This is a genomic window from Comamonas sp. HJ-2, assembly GCF_053615495.1.
In genome coordinates this window covers 184,451-200,889 of record NZ_JBSIFD010000002.1, presented here as the reverse complement: position 1 = coordinate 200,889, position 16,439 = coordinate 184,451, and the positions used below count along the sequence as shown (strand labels likewise).

15 protein-coding genes are annotated in these 16,439 nt (G+C 61.6%); 8 read left to right on the top strand and 7 right to left on the bottom strand.

Annotation, left to right across the window (positions count from 1 at the left end; translation table 11 throughout):
• Nucleotides 1–73: 73 nt before the first annotated feature.
• The 7 genes from ACWGXF_RS02450 to glmM all read right to left on the bottom strand — a co-directional run bounded on the left by ACWGXF_RS02450 (nt 74) and on the right by glmM (nt 10,728).
• Nucleotides 74–943, bottom strand: a complete 870-nt coding sequence (locus ACWGXF_RS02450) for an alpha-amylase family protein (RefSeq protein WP_256629784.1) — start codon at nt 941–943, stop codon at nt 74–76.
• Between the two features lie 47 nt (nt 944–990).
• Nucleotides 991–2,625: a DUF2334 domain-containing protein gene (locus ACWGXF_RS02445; protein WP_256629785.1), complete on the bottom strand. Its 1,635-nt coding sequence runs from the start codon at nt 2,623–2,625 to the stop codon at nt 991–993.
• 32 nt (nt 2,626–2,657) lie between these two features.
• Entirely contained in the window at nt 2,658–2,981 is a 324-nt protein-coding gene (locus ACWGXF_RS02440) for a hypothetical protein (RefSeq protein WP_012837079.1), read from the bottom strand.
• A gap of 102 nt (nt 2,982–3,083) precedes the next feature.
• Nucleotides 3,084–5,834: an NfrA family protein gene (locus ACWGXF_RS02435; RefSeq protein ID WP_256629786.1), complete on the bottom strand. Its 2,751-nt coding sequence runs from the start codon at nt 5,832–5,834 to the stop codon at nt 3,084–3,086.
• Between the two features lie 10 nt (nt 5,835–5,844).
• On the bottom strand, nt 5,845–8,064 hold the full coding sequence (gene nfrB, locus ACWGXF_RS02430; RefSeq protein WP_012837081.1) for a cyclic di-3',5'-guanylate-activated glycosyltransferase NfrB: 2,220 nt from the start codon (nt 8,062–8,064) through the stop codon (nt 5,845–5,847).
• Complete coding sequence (gene wecB, locus ACWGXF_RS02425; protein ID WP_452101684.1) at nt 8,051–9,091, bottom strand: non-hydrolyzing UDP-N-acetylglucosamine 2-epimerase; 1,041 nt, start codon at nt 9,089–9,091, stop codon at nt 8,051–8,053. Before wecB ends, nfrB begins: the two co-directional genes overlap by 14 nt.
• Nucleotides 9,092–9,393: 302 nt before the next feature.
• A complete protein-coding gene (glmM, locus tag ACWGXF_RS02420; protein ID WP_003062134.1) occupies nt 9,394–10,728 on the bottom strand; it encodes a phosphoglucosamine mutase in 1,335 nt (444 codons plus the stop codon).
• Nucleotides 10,729–11,515: 787 nt separating this feature from the next.
• On the opposite strand from glmM, the gene hisF reads away from it, so the two are divergent.
• From hisF to tatB, 8 genes are all read left to right on the top strand, one after another.
• Nucleotides 11,516–12,316, top strand: coding sequence for an imidazole glycerol phosphate synthase subunit HisF (gene hisF, locus ACWGXF_RS02415; protein ID WP_003058607.1), 801 nt, complete (start codon nt 11,516–11,518; stop codon nt 12,314–12,316).
• Between the two features lie 69 nt (nt 12,317–12,385).
• Nucleotides 12,386–12,814, top strand: a complete 429-nt coding sequence (gene hisI / locus ACWGXF_RS02410) for a phosphoribosyl-AMP cyclohydrolase (protein WP_370466712.1) — start codon at nt 12,386–12,388, stop codon at nt 12,812–12,814.
• 4 nt (nt 12,815–12,818) lie between these two features.
• Entirely contained in the window at nt 12,819–13,217 is a 399-nt protein-coding gene (locus ACWGXF_RS02405) for a phosphoribosyl-ATP diphosphatase (RefSeq protein WP_003062137.1), read from the top strand.
• Between the two features lie 11 nt (nt 13,218–13,228).
• Nucleotides 13,229–13,627, top strand: coding sequence for a DUF4870 family protein (locus tag ACWGXF_RS02400; protein WP_003062140.1), 399 nt, complete (start codon nt 13,229–13,231; stop codon nt 13,625–13,627).
• 269 nt (nt 13,628–13,896) lie between these two features.
• Nucleotides 13,897–14,940: a patatin-like phospholipase family protein gene (locus tag ACWGXF_RS02395; protein WP_256629787.1), complete on the top strand. Its 1,044-nt coding sequence runs from the start codon at nt 13,897–13,899 to the stop codon at nt 14,938–14,940.
• Nucleotides 14,941–15,040: 100 nt separating this feature from the next.
• On the top strand, nt 15,041–15,409 hold the full coding sequence (locus ACWGXF_RS02390) for a histidine triad nucleotide-binding protein (RefSeq protein ID WP_003062146.1): 369 nt from the start codon (nt 15,041–15,043) through the stop codon (nt 15,407–15,409).
• A 121-nt stretch (nt 15,410–15,530) separates the two neighbouring features.
• Nucleotides 15,531–15,767, top strand: a complete 237-nt coding sequence (gene tatA / locus ACWGXF_RS02385; protein WP_003058595.1) for a Sec-independent protein translocase subunit TatA — start codon at nt 15,531–15,533, stop codon at nt 15,765–15,767.
• A gap of 22 nt (nt 15,768–15,789) precedes the next feature.
• The gene (gene tatB, locus ACWGXF_RS02380; protein ID WP_003062149.1) at nt 15,790–16,311 is read left to right on the top strand and encodes a Sec-independent protein translocase protein TatB; all 522 of its coding nucleotides are present in this window, start codon (nt 15,790–15,792) and stop codon (nt 16,309–16,311) included.
• Nucleotides 16,312–16,439: the final 128 nt, after the last annotated feature.

Sequence of the window (16,439 nt, the reverse complement as noted above, 5' to 3'; positions counted from 1 at the left end):
GTTGGCCTTCAGCCTGCCCAGCCCTGTTGACGGCTCCATGGGCCGCAGCTGTAGAGGCAGGGCGGACGGCGACTCATCGGGATTTGCTGCCCAGGGCATCCGCCAATGCATCGACCAGAGGCGGGTTCAGATAATGCGGGCCGTCGAAGGCAAAGACCGTCCAGCCTTGGTAGGCCGCCAACTGCGGCAGGAATTCTTCTGCCATGGCGCTGCGAAATCCGCCGCCCGGCGCAGGCCGGAAGGCCTCGGCAATCACGCGAACACGCGCCTGGCCCAGATGGGCGGTCAGCATCTGCAGGTATTCGCGTGCCACGCTGGGAGTGCGCGCGTGTACGCCGACTCCATCCTGGAAAAACACGCCCACATCTTCGGGTATCCAGCGCATGATCCAGTCAACCAGCGCCTGGGGACCCATATTGGCATTGTCATAGGCGCTGATCCACAGCGGACGCGGCAGCTTGTTGAGAACCTCGGTGAGAAGACTGGGCGCAGCCCAGGTCGGATCGACTTCGACCGGGAAGTACCAGCCGGCAACCCGCAGTGGCAGTGCCGTGATCGCGGCTTTCAAGGCATAGGACTGCATGGCCAGATCAGCGAGACCGGCGCGGGCCTTGGCCTCGTCATGCATGCCGGCCAGGCCGAGAATCAGCTCCTGCGCCCAGGGCTCGGCCGCGATGCGCTCCCAGTCCGGGAGGTTGCGGCTCATGGAGGGCAGGTAAGTACCGGGCACCAGACTCAGATTGTCCACAGCCGTCCATTGCACCAGCAGGCGGCGGATGCCCAGACGCTGCCATGATCCATGGGGCCGTAGAGTGTCGGCACTGGGCTGCCAGACCATGCCGGGCAGACGCAGGCTGGGCTTGGCCTGTGCCTCGGGAAGGCTGCAGCTCAGCGCCCAGGCCAGGCCCAGCGCCTCGCGTCTGGTGCATTGTTCCATCGTCATATCTATGGATCGAGCCGCTTTCTCCTTTCGGAGAAAGCGCTTTTCTTTCATGGCAGCTGACTCGGAACCGTCCAGGTGAAGCCCAGATTGGAGATGCCGCTGACAAGGCTCTTGAAGTCCGCCAGGCCAGGGGTTCCAACCTGTGGCTCCAGCCAGAACGGGTGGAAGAAGAACGAGGCATAGCCGTCACGCACCGTCTTCACATACTGGGCATTGGTGAGAATGTCCTGCCATGTGTAGTTGAAGGAGGAGGTCGGGTCGATCAGGTGGATGTCGTACTCGATGTTCCCCAGGCTTTCCGGCAACACTTTCTGCCCGTAGTAGTCGGTCTGGATGGGGTAGGGGAAGATCTGGCCCACGGCAAAATCCTTCTCCACCGATGCAGTGAAGTTGGGGTTGTCTGCGGTGTAGTACACCACGCGCTGATAAGTCTTGGGGAAGACCTGCGTACTGGCCTTGGATGCCAGCGCCGAGCCCTGGTAGTGCGGGGTTTCCCATGCTGTAGCGCGATATCCGTTCAGAGAAAGCTCCAACAGACCGGCCCGGTAGCGCCCCAATGCCCAGGTGGTCGAGTCTTCCGGCAGGGGCTTGTTGTTGACGATGTCCCAGAATTCGTAGTCATCGCCACTCACGGCCGTATAGCGGTTGCGCACATTGCTGTACTGGTGCGTGTAGCCATGCATCACGATTTCCCCGCCACGTACCAGCGCATAGTTGAGAGCTCTCTTCAGATTGGTGGCCAGCGACATCGGCACCTGCATTGGCACCCCCGAGTTGTACACGCCAAGAGGATCTTTGTAGTACGGAATGGTCGCAATCGAAAACGGTATCCGCTGCTGGTAGAGGTAGTCCGTCAGCGATTTCATCGCTGCCACGCTGACATTGGCACTCACATCTTCAAGACGGACCATGGCCTTGTGGCTCTCGGCATGGTTCACCCCCAGCATGTCATGCAGCATGTCTGCCAGCACGAGATAGCGATCGCGTGGTCCGATATAGCTGAACGGCAGATCCGCCACATACCAGAAGTTGCCCGACCTCACCACATAGGGCGCCTGCTCGCCGGTCTTGGGATTGGACATGGAGACCAGATTCTGGGCCTTGGTGGTGTCGGTGATGGCCGTCACCCCGACATCGGGATCCGCATTCACGGCTCCGGTGGTGCTGTCGTATGCGTAGTATTTGACAAAGGGCAGGTTTTTGTAGGTGATGGTGTCAAAGAACCCCGGCGTGGTGTTGCTTGATGTCGGAGCGGCATTGAGTCCTCGCAGCGCCGTCAGGTTGAAGCCATAGCGGGACTGGAAGCCGTAGGTCGGGTCCCAGGCAAACTGCCAGATGTTGTACTTGAACCAGACAATGGTCTTGCTCGAGCTGGCGGCATCGGTCATGAAGGCGGCGGGAACCGGGTTGTCGTAATACGCGCCCAGATAGAACGTGGCGTCGTAGCCGCTGAGCTGGCCTGCCGTGTAGTTCTGCACCGGGACCATATCGACCTTGCTGTCGAAATGTCCGAGCAGATTGCGCAGCATGATGGCATAGCCCATCCCGAGCTTGGTGTAGGCCGTATTGGGCGGCGCGTCATAAAGAATCAGCGTGCGCGGACCTGTTTGCGCAAAAGCGCCAGGGCTCGCAAAGAGCATGGCGAGCAGCCATGCCCCAAGAATGCGTCCTAGGGTTTTCATGAGACTCTCCTGAAATCAGTACACGGTGAGGTCTATTGCTGCTGACCGCGGAATGGGCCACCCGGATTGGGCTTGTCCTTCGGGGGATTGCCGGGGGAGGGGTTGCCGGGTTTGATAGGCGGCTCATCCAGCGTGTCATCCCGTGTGAAATCCTTCTTGAAATGTCCTTTGTGGTGATGCGCACGTTCGTTGCGCTTGCGCTCTACGGGGGAAGCGCCGACATCCATGCGGATCTGGGAGGTCCCAGGCGGCAATGGCGGCGGCATGACGTTCGAGGCCAGGGTCCAGTTGGCCCAGGTCAGCAGTGCCAGCGCGAGCAGCGCGCGCGTGGCCTGCCTTTGATCATGGGAGTGCATGAGAGTCTCCTTTCTGGAGTGCAGAAAGAAAAAGTGTCGAACAACACCATCCCCACAAACTCTAAAAATGGCGATGGGTTCGGGCCTTAAAGGCGTGCCATCTCAAAACACCAAGGCGGCACGTAGAAACACGCCTTTCCCTCGGTCGTCCCCGGCCAGCCGGGCGCGATACTGCAGGGAGAGGTCGAGGTAGGAGCGAGGTGCATGGTCACGGTCCTCGCGGAACCAGAAACGCATGCTCACACCAACGCCAGCGCCCACCGAGCTTTGCTTGCCAGAGGCTGTGCGTTCAGAGTTGTAATCAGCGCCCAGGACTGCATGCGGAAACAGCACCAGTCTTGAGTCGCTCCCCCCCATTCGGAAACTGCGCCCTGCTTGGGCTTCGAAAGTCGCGTAGTTCTGCTTGCGATGAATGAAGCGACCTACTTCGGCATACATATTGAACGTGTTCCAGCTGGGCACATCCACGCGCAGGTCGGTGCCCATGCCGCCCGAATATCCCATGCGCAGCAACCAGTCGTTGCTGGACAGCGAGCCGATGCGCACGCGCCGCTCGGCCGCGAGTATGAGGTTGTGATCGCTCAGCGGCTTGGCACGAATACCGACGGCACCCTGGGTGGTCTCTCCGCCCGTGGGCACATCGTGGCGGCTGTAGACCGTTTGAGCAGCGCCGCCGTACAGCTCCCAGAAGCGGCCGTCGCCGAACTTCTGCGGGCGCCAGTACACCTCGCTGACGAGCTGGGCCACGTCGCCATAGAGGCCGGGCTGGGCGCCCGCCGCGCCCAGGGAAATGCCTCGATAGCCCAGCAAGGTGTTGATGCCCCAGGAGCGGTCCCGGTCGGCAACTTCACGTCGTGTCTCATATTGCTGCTGCGGCGTCATGGCGAGCCGGCCTTCATGTGCAGCGGCAATGGCCTGCTTGAAGTAGTCGATGGACTGATCGTTCTCGGCCAGCCTGCTGGCAGCGTAGGCGCCATCGCGCAGCGCCGTGTCCGGCAGACGGCTCTGGTCCCGTGCGCGGTTGAAGATGGACAAGGCACTGCGATCATCCCCCACGCGAATGGCCAGATAGGCCAGATTGGGGTCGGCACTTTGCTGCAGCTCAGGCTCCGAAACGGCCTGTGCAAAGCGTGCAGCAGCCTCGTCTCGCCGCCCCAGCTGAAGCAGCAGATCCACCTCGCTGGACAGCGACAGGCCGCCCATTTGCAATGCCGTCCGTGCGTCGGCGTTGGCGGCCTCGGTCATGCCCTGCTCGTGGCGCAGACGACTGCGCAAGGCCAGCACTTCGGCTGCATCGGGCTGTAGCTGCAGTGTTTGATCGACCTCCTCAAGCGCCTGCGCCTTCTGGCCTGCAGCCAGCAATGCCTGCAGGCGAAGCTGACGGTAGGGGAGATGACCGGGGTTGAGCTGCACGGCAGCTCCGGCCTTTTCTGCCGCCAAAGCATATTGCCCATCGCTGTAGGCTTGATAGGCCTCATGGGCGACTTTGTATGCCGGGTCTGGCGCTTCCTGCCCGGGCCAGATTTCGCAGCCGGGGACATCGCCGGCGCTGAAGCAGTTGACCAGGGGAAGTGGCAGCTCGTAGCTGCGTGACATGGTTGAGGAGCGCAGCATCTTGAGCTGTTGCCGGCGGCTGCTGATGTCGGCATTGCTGTCCGTCTCCAGCGCCTGCACAAGCCGCTGGGCTCGTTCTGTCTGGCCGGCTGCCAGCGCTGCATCCAGGGCTATCACGCCGTAATTCTGCCGCTCCGACCGCGACAGATGGGGGGCGGCAAGCGCTGCGTCGAAAGCCTGTTCGGAGGCCATGCCGCGACCTTGGACATGCAGGGCCACGCCCTGCAGTACCTGCAGTGAAGGATCATGCTGCAGCGCCAGCCCTTGCTCTGCCACACGCTGCGCCTGGGCCGCCTGCCCATCCTGAAGCAGCAAGCCCAGCCACTGAAGCCGGGGAGCCAGTGCATCCGGTGCTGTCCGGACGCTGGTCTCGGCATACCTGAGGGCCTTGGCCATGTCGCCTTGCTCGCGTGCCTGCAAGGCCTGCTCGAAGGGACGCAGTGCGCGGCGCTGACGTATGGATGTGCGCAGCATCTGCCAATCGGAGTCCGACTGCAGCTGCTTGACCTTGTCCAGCCTTGTTGCCCGGGCTTCGGCCTCGTCGAAGTGCCCGTTCTCGACGAGCAGGTAGACCAGCAGGCGCTGATAGTCCAGACGCCCGGGGGCCGCAGCTACGGCCTGCCTTGCCAGAGGCAAGGCCGTGGCGAAGTCGCGCCGCTCGGTTGCGGCATAGGCCTGGCTGGCCTTGGCGTAACCCGCAGGCATGGCCTGTGTTGCCGGGCTCTTGCGCGGGCGCGGCGTGGTGTCCGTTGTCGAGGTGGCTGCCTTTGTCGGCTCCGGTGCTGTCGCTGCTGAAGGCGTGGCTGTGCCTGGCGTCTTCGGTGGCTCCTTGGCCGCAGGAGCGGGCAGGGCTTGAGACTCGGGCTGTCTGGCCGGAACGGCTCCCTGATGCATATCGCGCAGAGCCTGGGCCAGACGCGCATCGCCAGGGTGGCGCTGAAGCTGAGCCTTCAGCACAGCTTCAGCCTGTGCGGGTTGACCAAAGCGGCGATGGGCTGCCGCCAATTGCAGGGCGATCTCGGTGTTGTCCGGTGCCAGACGCTGAGCCTGCTGCAGCTCGGAGATGGCACGCTGACCATCTCCGCGCGCCATGGCCTCATACGCCTTGTCGATCCGGGGATAGACCTGAAAGCGCTGTCTGGGAGTGATATCCGGACCTAGATCCACCGTCTGCGCCAGACCATCGTATGGGGTGGCGCATGCCAGGGAAAGAACCAGAATAGGACGAGAAAGCTTCATATATTGGCACCTAAGCAACGGACACGATCGGGGCGGCATCAAGGCGGCGCAAAAGTTGCGCCATGGTGACCTGCAGCTGTTGCTGCAGTCGCAGTGCTTCATCCAGCGTTGCCTGCGTCAACGCCCCCTGGTTCACCAGGAACAGGCCCAGGCTGTCATCGCTTTGCTCATGTCTGAGCAGCAAGGCATTCAGCACGGCCGTGTCGATGCGGCCCAGGGCCTGAAGCACTTCGCCCAGCATCAGCTGCCGCGACACATAGAATTTCCACAGCTCTTTCGCCTGTTCGGCGGATACGCGTTTGCGCTCCACGGCCCAGGCCAGCAGTTCGCGAGCCGGCTCCCCATGCTGTCTTGCATACAGACGCCGCAGCTCGACCGTGACCTCTCCCTTGGGGGCAATGAGGTAGCGCACGGGCCTCTCCAGCTTGCGCTCCAGGGCTGCATGCGAGACCGGGTCTATGACCGACTCGCTGGCCAGGATCAGTGCTTCTCCCTCCTCGCGCAGCGGCACCACGCTGTAATGCAGTGCCAGATGTGCAGGCACCAGTGCCGCGATCTCGTCGGGGATCAGGCGCTCTCCCAGAAACTCCCAAGAAACGCCTGCCTGCTGGGCCACTGCAGCGGCCAGCTGTGCAGTGCTGATCAGGTCCTTGTGCACCAGCGCACTGCCCAGGCGCAAGCCGGGAGTGGGGCGCAGCAGCGCTTCCTGCAACTGGCTCTCTGTCAGGGCACCTTGTGCGATCAGTATCTGTCCCAGGGGCTGGCGCAGTCGGGGTCCCTCTCCCAGCATGGGGAAGTCATGGTCGGTCTTGGCCCAGGCCATGCGCCGGATATCCTTGGCCTGCAGCGCCTGGGCGATGGCCCGCCAGTTGGCCAGAAAGTTCACCAAATTGCCCCATAGCAGGCGCGGAAGCGACATCAATCCCTGGACGATGCCGTAGTAGCTGGTGACGAAGAACATGCGCTGGACAATGCGGTTGAGCATCAGCACGAAGTTCGCGGCCAGCAGCGCATACAGCCACCAGTCGCCCTGGAAGATGGAGAGAAACCGGTAGCTGTCCGGTACCAGGCGCTGGTAGAGCCAGATGGCAATCAGCTGCATCGCCAGCAGCATGGCCAGAAAGCTGGCGAAATTGGTGAGGGCCCCTTTGCGGTCGCGCCAGAGAAAATAGTTCAGCACACCGCTTTGGGTCCAGCGCAGGGTCTTGAAACCCTGGATCACGATGCCCGTGATCCAGCGGGACTTCTGTCGCACCGCCGCATTCAGCGTATCGGGGAAGAACTCCCGCACGCAGATGACGCTGGCTTCACGCGCGCTGCGCCCGTGTCGGCGTGGCTGGTCGGGATCGGTAGGCTGGTCCGCGTCATGCACGGGAAAGCGCACGAAGATCTCGCGCATGCCCAGCTGCTTGAGCCGGAAACCGATGTCGTAGTCCTCGGTCAGGCTCTGGGTATCGAAGGCTACGCCATCGCCCATCTCCAGCAGCGCCGTGATGGCGCGGCGGCTGAAGCAGGTGCCGACCCCGGCGCTGGGCACCTGACCCACCAGGGCCTCGCGCACCACGATGTCCTTGGCATGCAGCTCGGCAAACTCGTCCAGATAATGCCCGCCGGTGAATTCGCGCAGTGGCCGCTCCAGGGGGTAGACCGGCAGCTGGATCAGATCCTTGCGATCCACGAGAAAGTTGAACAGTCTCAGCTCCAACCTGGACAGCACGTCTTCCGAGTCATGCAGGATGAAGCCTGCAAACTCTATGCCCGAGCGCTGCTCGAACTGGAAGATGGCATCGAGCACATTGTTGAGACAGTCGGCCTTGCTGGTCGGCCCGGGGCGTGCGCAGACCACGCTGTGCACATTCGGGAAATGGGCTCTTACCTGCTCCACATCGGCGTGGGTCTGGGGGTCGTTGGGGTAGGTGCCGATGAAGATGTGGTAGTTCTCATAGTCCAGCGTGGTTGCCGCCAGCTGCGCCATCTTGCCGATCACGCCATGCTCCTGCCAGGCGGGCACCATGATGGCCAGCGGCTTCTCGTCCACGCCGAGCAAGGCCTTGTGATTCATCTGCTCGTGGCGCGAATACACGGTCAGTGCACGCCAGGTGCGCCGCCCCCAGTAAAAGAGGTCGATGAACAGATCGTCCAGTCCGCTGATGAAGATCACCACCGCAATGACGATGGCGATGCTCTTGAGCACATAGAGGTATCCGGTGAACAGGTCAAGCCAGGACATGGCGCGTCCTTTCAGCGGCTTTCTGTGCCAGGCCTGCGTGATCAGGCCTCAGCATCTGGTGCAGTCTTTTCTCGGTGCGCTGTGCTGCAGTCCCGTCACCAAAGGGGTTGCTGCTGGCCTGCATGCTCCGGTAGGCAGCATCGTCATGCATCAGGTGGCGCACGGACTGAACGATCCTGCTTCTGTCGGCTCCAACCAAGGCGGCGCAGCCTGCTTCCAGCACCTCGGGACGCTCGGTCTCGTCGCGCAAGACCAGCACCGGTACCTTGAAGGTTGGCGCCTCTTCCTGCAGTCCGCCGGAATCGGTCAGCACCAGCCAGGCATCGGCCAGGGCCTGCTGCATGGCCAGATAGTCCAGAGGCTCCGTCAGCTTGACATTGGGAAGTCCGCCCAGCAGCCGGTGTACCGGCTCCTTGACCACCGGATTGAGGTGAACCGGGAACAGCACCGGCATCTGGGGAAACTCGCGCGCGATCTCGGCAATCGCTTCGCATACATGGTCCACATCGGGGCCCCAGTTCTCTCGCCTGTGCATGGTCACCAGAATATGGCCTTGGCCCTGCATGCGGCGGTGGATGTGGTGATGCTGGCTGGCCCAGAGCTGGGCATCGACGACGGTGTTGCCGGTGAGTTCGATCTTTTCCTTGGCCACGTTTTCGCGCTCCAGCGCCTGCTGGGCCCTCGGGGTGGGGGCCAGATGCAGGCTGGCGATGCGCCCTATCATTTGCCGCAGGCCTTCCTCCGGAAAAGGTCGGTGCAGGTTGTAGGTGCGCAGGCCGGCCTCGACATGGACGACGGGCACCTTGAGATAGAAGCCGGCCAAGGCACCCTGAAACGCGCTCTCTGTGTCGCCCTGAACGATCACTGCCTCACAGCTCGTATCCGTCAGCACGGACTCCAGCTGAGTCCGGCAGCCTGTGGCGAATTCCAGCAGTGAACTTCCTTGCCTTTGCAGCACATGATCGGGCTGGATATGAAAGCAATCCAGCATTTGCGCGGCCATGTCGCCATGCTGGCCGGTGTGCAGCCAGATGGGGCGGGCCCAGTGCGTCTGCTGCAGTGCGTGATAGACGGGGCCAGCTTGATGATTTCGGGCCTGGTCCCGGACACGATGAGCAACTGCGCGATGTCTGGCTTGCCGTGAAGAGCCTCGGAGTCCTGATTCATTGCGTTCTCCCTTTGAGTCAATTGGTATCAGACGTTCTTCATTCGCACCTGCTCAAAATCATCTTTCACGCTCTGCTTGGGGTATGTCAGCCAGCTCCTCGTGCAGGCCACAATTGGTGCCGGCTTTATCTGCTGCATGAGCGGCGCAGCCGCATCGGCGGGCTAACCGTCTCTGGCAGCCGTGACCAGTCGCTCGGCACAGCGGCTGGCCTGATCGCCATCCTGTGCCTCCACCATCACATGCAGCAGCGGCTCCGTGCCGCTGTGACGCACCAGCACACGCCCGGTGGAACCCAGTTCGGCCTCGACCTGCGCCTGCACTCGTGCCAGCAAGGCATTGCTGCGCCAATCCCGGTCTGGCGACCAGTGCACATTGAGCAATGCCTGAGGGTAGAGCTGCACTGGCAGCAGCCATTGCGATAGCGTGCGGCCGGTGCGCACGCAGGCCTGCAATATCTGCAGTGCATTCACCAGACCGTCGCCCGTGCTGTGCCGGTCCAGTATCAGCAGATGGCCCGACCCCTCGCCGCCGAAGGTCCAGCCCCTGCGGCTGAGCTCCTCAAGCACGTAACGGTCGCCGACCTTGGTGCGCATGAAGTCCACATCCAGCACCCCGAATGCCCGCTCCACCGCCATATTCGTCATCAGCGTGCCGACGGCGCCCGCAATGCTCTCGTCATGCTCCAGGCGGTCGGCGACGATCAGGTACAGCAACTCGTCTCCGTTATAGAGCCGGCCGGCGGCATCGACGACCAGCAGGCGATCCGCATCGCCATCCAGGGCGATGCCGAAATCCGCACCGCAACCGGAAACAGTCGTGGCCAGGAGCTCGGGATGTGCGGCTCCGGCCCCCTGGTTGATGTTCATGCCATCGGGAGCGCAGCCTATGGCCACCACTTCGGCACCGAGTTCATGCAAGACCATGGGCGCTATCTGATAGGCCGCACCATGGCCGGCATCGACCACGATCTTCAGCCCTCGCAAGGTGAACGCATGGTCGCAAGTGCTCTTGCAAAACTCTATATAGCGGCCGGCGGCGTCATCCAGGAGCTGGGTTTTTCCGAGTGCGATTGCCGGGACCCAATGCGGCTCATCCAGCAGCATTTGCTCGACTGCTACCTCCCAGACATAGGGCAGTTTGGTGCCTTTGGCACTGAAGAATTTGATGCCGTTGTCCTCGAAGGTGTTGTGGCTGGCGCTGATGACCACTCCCAGACTGGCACGCAGGGCCCGCGTGAGATAGGCCACTCCCGGTGTTGGCAGCGTCCCAAGCAGCACCACATCCACTCCAGACGAATTGAAGCCCGACACCAAGGCGCTTTCGAGCATGTGACCCGAGATACGCGTGTCCTTGCCAATCAGCACCGTCGGGCGCTCTTCGTTGCGATGAAGCATTCGTCCGACGACATGGGCGAGATGCAGAGCGAAGTCCGGCGTGATGGGGAAATACCCAGCCCGCCCGCGGATTCCGTCGGTACCGAAATATTGGCGTCTCATATCCATGATGATCACCTGTGCCTGAATACATTCATCGAACGGGATGGGTTTCCGGGTCCGGTCAATTATTTATGGGGACAACACTGTCGAAATATTAAAAACTATTGATTTATTTTTTTCATAGTTTCACTAGCAAAAACAATCCGAACAAGAATGCAGCGTAAAAAGAAACATCTTTTTACGCCATCAATATCTGGATGCTGAATTGGGGTTTTATACACAATATTTAAGGTATTTCGCTTCCCGGTCGAGACTGCTTTGCATTGCTGTCAACCCTAGCGTCAGGCGGCTTGCCGAAGCCCAGCCCGCAATAGCTTTGCTTGTCACGCAGTCATATGCCGCTCTCGGCAGTGCGGCTTCTCGCAGGCGTGAAGGCTTCTCATTGAGAATATCGGTGCCTTTGTTTTCGGATCGCTTGTGGCATGCCTGGTAAGGAGTGGGCGATGGTCCTATCTGCGCCAGTTAATCGCAGCCGGAATATCGATGCAGGAAAGAGATTGCGGCTGAAAACAATAAATCGTGAGGCCGGCTCTGTGTTTACTGTTATTCAATTGGGAGCACAGGGATTTTGTGCCGCTTTATGGATTGGGGCTGCTGCTGAGTTGAATCGTTTCAAATCGAGCAGGTTTGACTCGCGATGCGATGGCTGTGGCCGGGCGGCGTGCCGCCGGAGCCAGCTGGCAATGCCATGGCCGCGGCAGGGGGGCGCCGTCGGCAGATGCCCTAGGCAGCGGCGAGGCCGTGGTATCTTTGGCCTCCTTGTTCGTAGATATTCCGAGACTGGTCCATGCTTGCCAAACGCATCATTCCCTGCCTTGACGTGACCGGAGGCCGCGTGGTCAAGGGCGTCAATTTTCTGGAGCTGCGCGATGCAGGCGACCCGGTGGAAATTGCCGCACGCTACAACGCCCAGGGTGCAGACGAGCTGACTTTTCTGGACATCACGGCCACCAGCGATGGCCGTGACCTGATTCTGCCCATCATCGAGGCCGTGGCTTCGCAGGTATTCATTCCGCTGACCGTGGGCGGTGGCGTGCGCAGCGTGGAAGATGTGCGCCGCCTGCTCAATGCCGGAGCCGACAAGACCAGCTTCAACTCCGCCGCCATTGCCAACCCGGACACCATCAATGCCTGCAGCGACAAGTACGGCGCGCAATGCATCGTGGTGGCCATCGACGCCAAGCGCCGCACGCCCGAGGACGAGCAGCGCATCGGCCCCGGCGGCACGCCCATGGGGCCGGGCTGGGATGTGTACAGCCATGGCGGGCGCAAGAACGTGGGGCTGGATGTGGTGCGCTGGGCCGAAGAGATGGCCAGGCGCGGTGCCGGCGAGATCCTGCTGACCAGCATGGACAAGGACGGCACCAAGAGCGGCTTCGATCTGAAGCTCACGCGTGCCGTGGCCGATGCCGTGGCCGTGCCCGTGATCGCCTCGGGCGGTGTCGGCAATCTCGAAGATCTGGCCGATGGCGTGACCATTGGCGGCGCCGATGCCGTGCTGGCCGCCAGCATCTTCCACTATGGCGAGTACACCGTGCAGCAGGCCAAGGAATGCATGCGCGCGCGCGGCATTCCCGTGCGTCTCTAAAGTTGTTTTGAGAGCGGCTTGCGCAGGCTACAAGCGGCTTTCCATATGTTTTATGGTTGATGTTGGCTGCTGGCCTGCGCTGACAGCTATACAAAGCAAAGGTCTGCAATGAGCTGGCTCGATCAAGTCAAATGGGATGCGCAGGGTCTGGTGCCCGTGATTGCGCAGGAGCAAAGCAGCGGCGACGTGGTCATGTTTGCCTGGATGAACCGTGAGGCACTGGAAAAGACCGCCGAGCTGGGGCGTGCCGTCTACTTCAGCCGCTCGCGCAACAAGCTGTGGTTCAAGGGCGAGGAGTCCGGCCATGTACAGACCGTGCACGAGATGCGCATCGACTGCGACAACGACGTGGTTTTGCTCAAGATCACGCAAGAGGGGCATGATCCCGGTATTGCCTGCCATACCGGCCGCCACTCCTGCTTCTACAGCGTTTTCAAGGACGGACAGTGGCTTGCTGTCGATCCGGTCTTGAAAGATCCTGCTTCCATCTACAAATAAAGTCATGTCTGAACAAAACACCGCGTCGGTCGAGGGCGCACTGGCCCGTCTGGCCGCCGTGATCGAAAGCCGCAAGGTCGCCAATGGTGGCGACCCTGAAAAAAGCTATGTCGCGCGCCTGCTGCACAAGGGGCCTGACGCCTTTCTGAAGAAGATCGGCGAAGAGGCCACCGAAGTCGTCATGGCCGCCAAGGATGTCGATCATGGCGCGGACAAGGGCAAGATCCTCTATGAAGTGGCAGATCTGTGGTTTCACTCCATGATTGCGCTGTCGCACTACGGACTGACACCCGCAGAGGTGGTGGCCGAGCTGGAGCGCCGCGAGGGCACCAGCGGTCTGGAGGAAAAAGCCCTGCGCAAGGCCCAGGAACGCGCTGCTCAGGAAGGGGCGGCCAAGCAATAAGGAGGAAGCGCATGAATGACGATCGCGACATCATCGATGTAAATAGCAGCAGCTCTACCGAGGTCGAGGGCCTGAAGGCCTGGGGCTGGGTCAGCTATCTGCTGCACCTGGTCGTGGCCGTGGCCGCCGTGCTTCCGGGCGCGCAGGTCAGTGTGCTGCTGTTGCTGATTGCAGTCGTCATCGATCTGGTCAAGCGCGATGATGCGCGCGGCACCTGGCAGGAGAGCCATTTTTCCTGGCGGCTGCGCAGCGTGCTCTGGGCCATCGTGCTCTATGCGGTGACTTTCCCGTTCTTCCTGCTGGGCCTCTTGATCTTCAATCCTGCCTGGGTGCTGATCTCCATCTGGTTCCTCTACCGCATCGTCAGCGGCATGATCGCCATGAACAAGAATCGCGCGATCCAGCCCTGAACAGCACTTGCCAGACACCCAAGCCCCGGCTTTACGGCCGGGGCTTTTTTGTTTTTGCAAGCGGTTGTGCTGCGCTGCAACAGATTCGGGGTGGCAGGCTGACACGAGTGAGGGCCTGTGCAATGCTCGCTGTGCTGGATAAGCTCCAGGACTTGCGCAGATTCGGATCGGGCATGGTGTTTTGTCCATGGATATGCCCGCTGTGCATTCTTTGCTTGCGTGAGTCCCAAGCCCCTTGCTTGGTTCATCAACCCTCACAGGATCGTGCCATGGCTGCAGAGACTTCCCACACCCTCAACCTGGCCCTGCAGGGCGGGGGATCGCATGGTGCGCTGACCTGGGGCGTGCTGGATGCATTGCTGGATGACGACGGACTGATCTTCGAAGGCATCAGCGGCACCAGCGCCGGTGCCATGAACGCCGTGGCGCTGGCCCATGGCTTCGCGCAGGCGGCCGTGCAGGAAAAGAAAGTGGACGATGCCCGTTACCTGGGACGGCAGCTGGCGCGCCAGTCTCTGCGCGAGCTGTGGGAGGGCGTGGGCACCATGGGCAGCGTGGGCAAGATGTTCTGGGCCGCACCGTTGCCGGGCAGCAAGCAGTTCATGGGCGTGCTCAACCAGTTTCTGTCGCCCTATCAGACCAATCCGCTCAATATCAACCCGCTGCGACAGCTGCTCACCCGGGTGGTGGACTTCGAGACGCTGGCGCATCCCGAACACCCCAGCGTGGTGCCCAAGCTCTTCATCTGCGCCACCAATGTGCGCACGGGTGCCGGCAAGATCTTCAAGGGCGAGCAGGTGACGGCAGACGCCATCATGGCATCGGCCTGCCTGCCGCAGCTGTTCAAGGCGGTGGAGATTGACGGGGAGTGCTACTGGGACGGCGGGTTCTCGGGCAATCCGGCCCTGTATCCGCTGATCTACGAGACCAGGAGCAGGGATATCCTGCTGGTGCAGATCAATCCCAAGGAGTCCGATGTCTCGCCCGATACGGCCCGCGAGATCATGGATCGCATGAATGAAATCACCTTCAACGCCAGCTTGCTGGCCGAGTTGAGGGCTATCGAGTTCGTGGTCAAGCTGCTGGAGCAAAAGCGCCTGGACCCCGAGCGCTACAAGCATGTGCTGATGCACCGCATCGACGGGGGCTCCGTGCTCAAGCCTTTTGGCGCCTCGAGCAAGGTGCGCGCAGACATGGGCATGGTGCGCAAGCTGTTCGAGCTGGGCCGGGAGCGCGGCCAGCAATGGCTACAGCTCAACCGCGAGCACCTTGGCGTCAAGCAGACGCTGCGATTCAACGAGAATATAGGATAGTCCCCGGAGGCCTCCTCAGGGGATGACGCCCTTGTCTGCTTCATGGGCCATGGGCAAGGCAGGGCGCCTGGAATACTGAACTGTCGAGATACAAGAGACCATGCACGACCACGATTACGACCCTCATTGCATTTTCTGCCGCATCGCCAAAGGGGAGATTCCTTCGCGCAAGGTGTATGAAGACGAGGAGCTGTTCGCCTTCCATGACATTCACCCTGGTGCGCCCGTGCACTTCCTGGTGATTCCCAAGAAACACATCCCCTCCATGGCCCAGGTCGGCGCCGAGGATGTGCCCCTGCTGGGTCGCATGATGGCGCTGGCTCCCAAGCTGGCGATGGAGCAGGGCTGCAACCCTTATCCCGATGGCGGTTTCCGCATCGTGGTCAACACCGGCAGCGAAGGCGGGCAGGAAGTGCACCATCTGCACCTGCACGTCATGGGCGGCCCGCGCCCCTGGCTCAAGGGCTGATCCGGCGGCGCAGCGGGCCTGCACGCGGCGATAGAGCTGTGCGCTGCAGGCTTTTTGGGTGATTGATTCGTATCTGTCACAAGCCCCGTCTAAAATGGTTTGCAATTTCTAGGAGATTCTCATGGGCTCGTTTTCTATCTGGCACTGGGCGATCGTGCTGCTCATCGTGGTTCTGGTGTTCGGCACCAAGAAGCTCAAGAACATTGGCTCCGACCTGGGCGGCGCCGTCAAGGGCTTCAAGGACGGCATGAAGGACGGCGCGACTGACGCCGACGCCAACGCTGCGACCGGCCAAGTGGCCAACCAGCAGGCTGCCGAAAAGGCCACCATCGACGTGGAAGCCAAGCAAAAGAGCTGATCGCGGCAGGACTGACATTTAGATGTTTGATATTGGCCTGTCCAAAATGGCGCTGATCGGTGCCGTGGCCCTGGTGGTCATCGGTCCCGAGAAACTGCCGCGCGTGGCCCGCATGGTGGGCACCTTGCTTGGCAGGGCACAGCGCTATGTGTCCGACGTCAAGGCCGAGGTCAACCGCTCCATGGAGCTCGATGAGCTGCGCAAGATGAAGGACACGGTCGAGACTGCCGCGCGGGACGTGGAGTCCAGCATGCGCAATCAGGCCTCCGATCTTGAAAAGGACTGGAGCGATGCGACCAAGGACCTGCGCGACGACTCGAACATGACTTCGGCTTCGTCCTTCGGGTCCTATGACGCAGAAGGTGGCTACACCGGTCTGGATACGCACAGCAGCGTGGTGCCCAGCTATCGCCATCCGCGCAAGAACTGGCGCGTCAAGCGCGGTGCCGTGCCCCAGTGGTACAAGGCCCGTGCCGGGGTACGCAGCAAGGTCCAGTCGGGTGCGGCACGCGTGGCGCGCTTTCGCCCCAAGAAGTTCCATTGAACATGCAGCTCAGCAGCCTGCCGGCCGCAAGGTCGGCCAAGGCCGGCCCCAGTGGGCCGGCCTGGCTGCCCGCATGTCGCTCTTTGCCCGTGATCCGCGGGCGTTGTTGTTTCTCAAGCGTGTGGAGC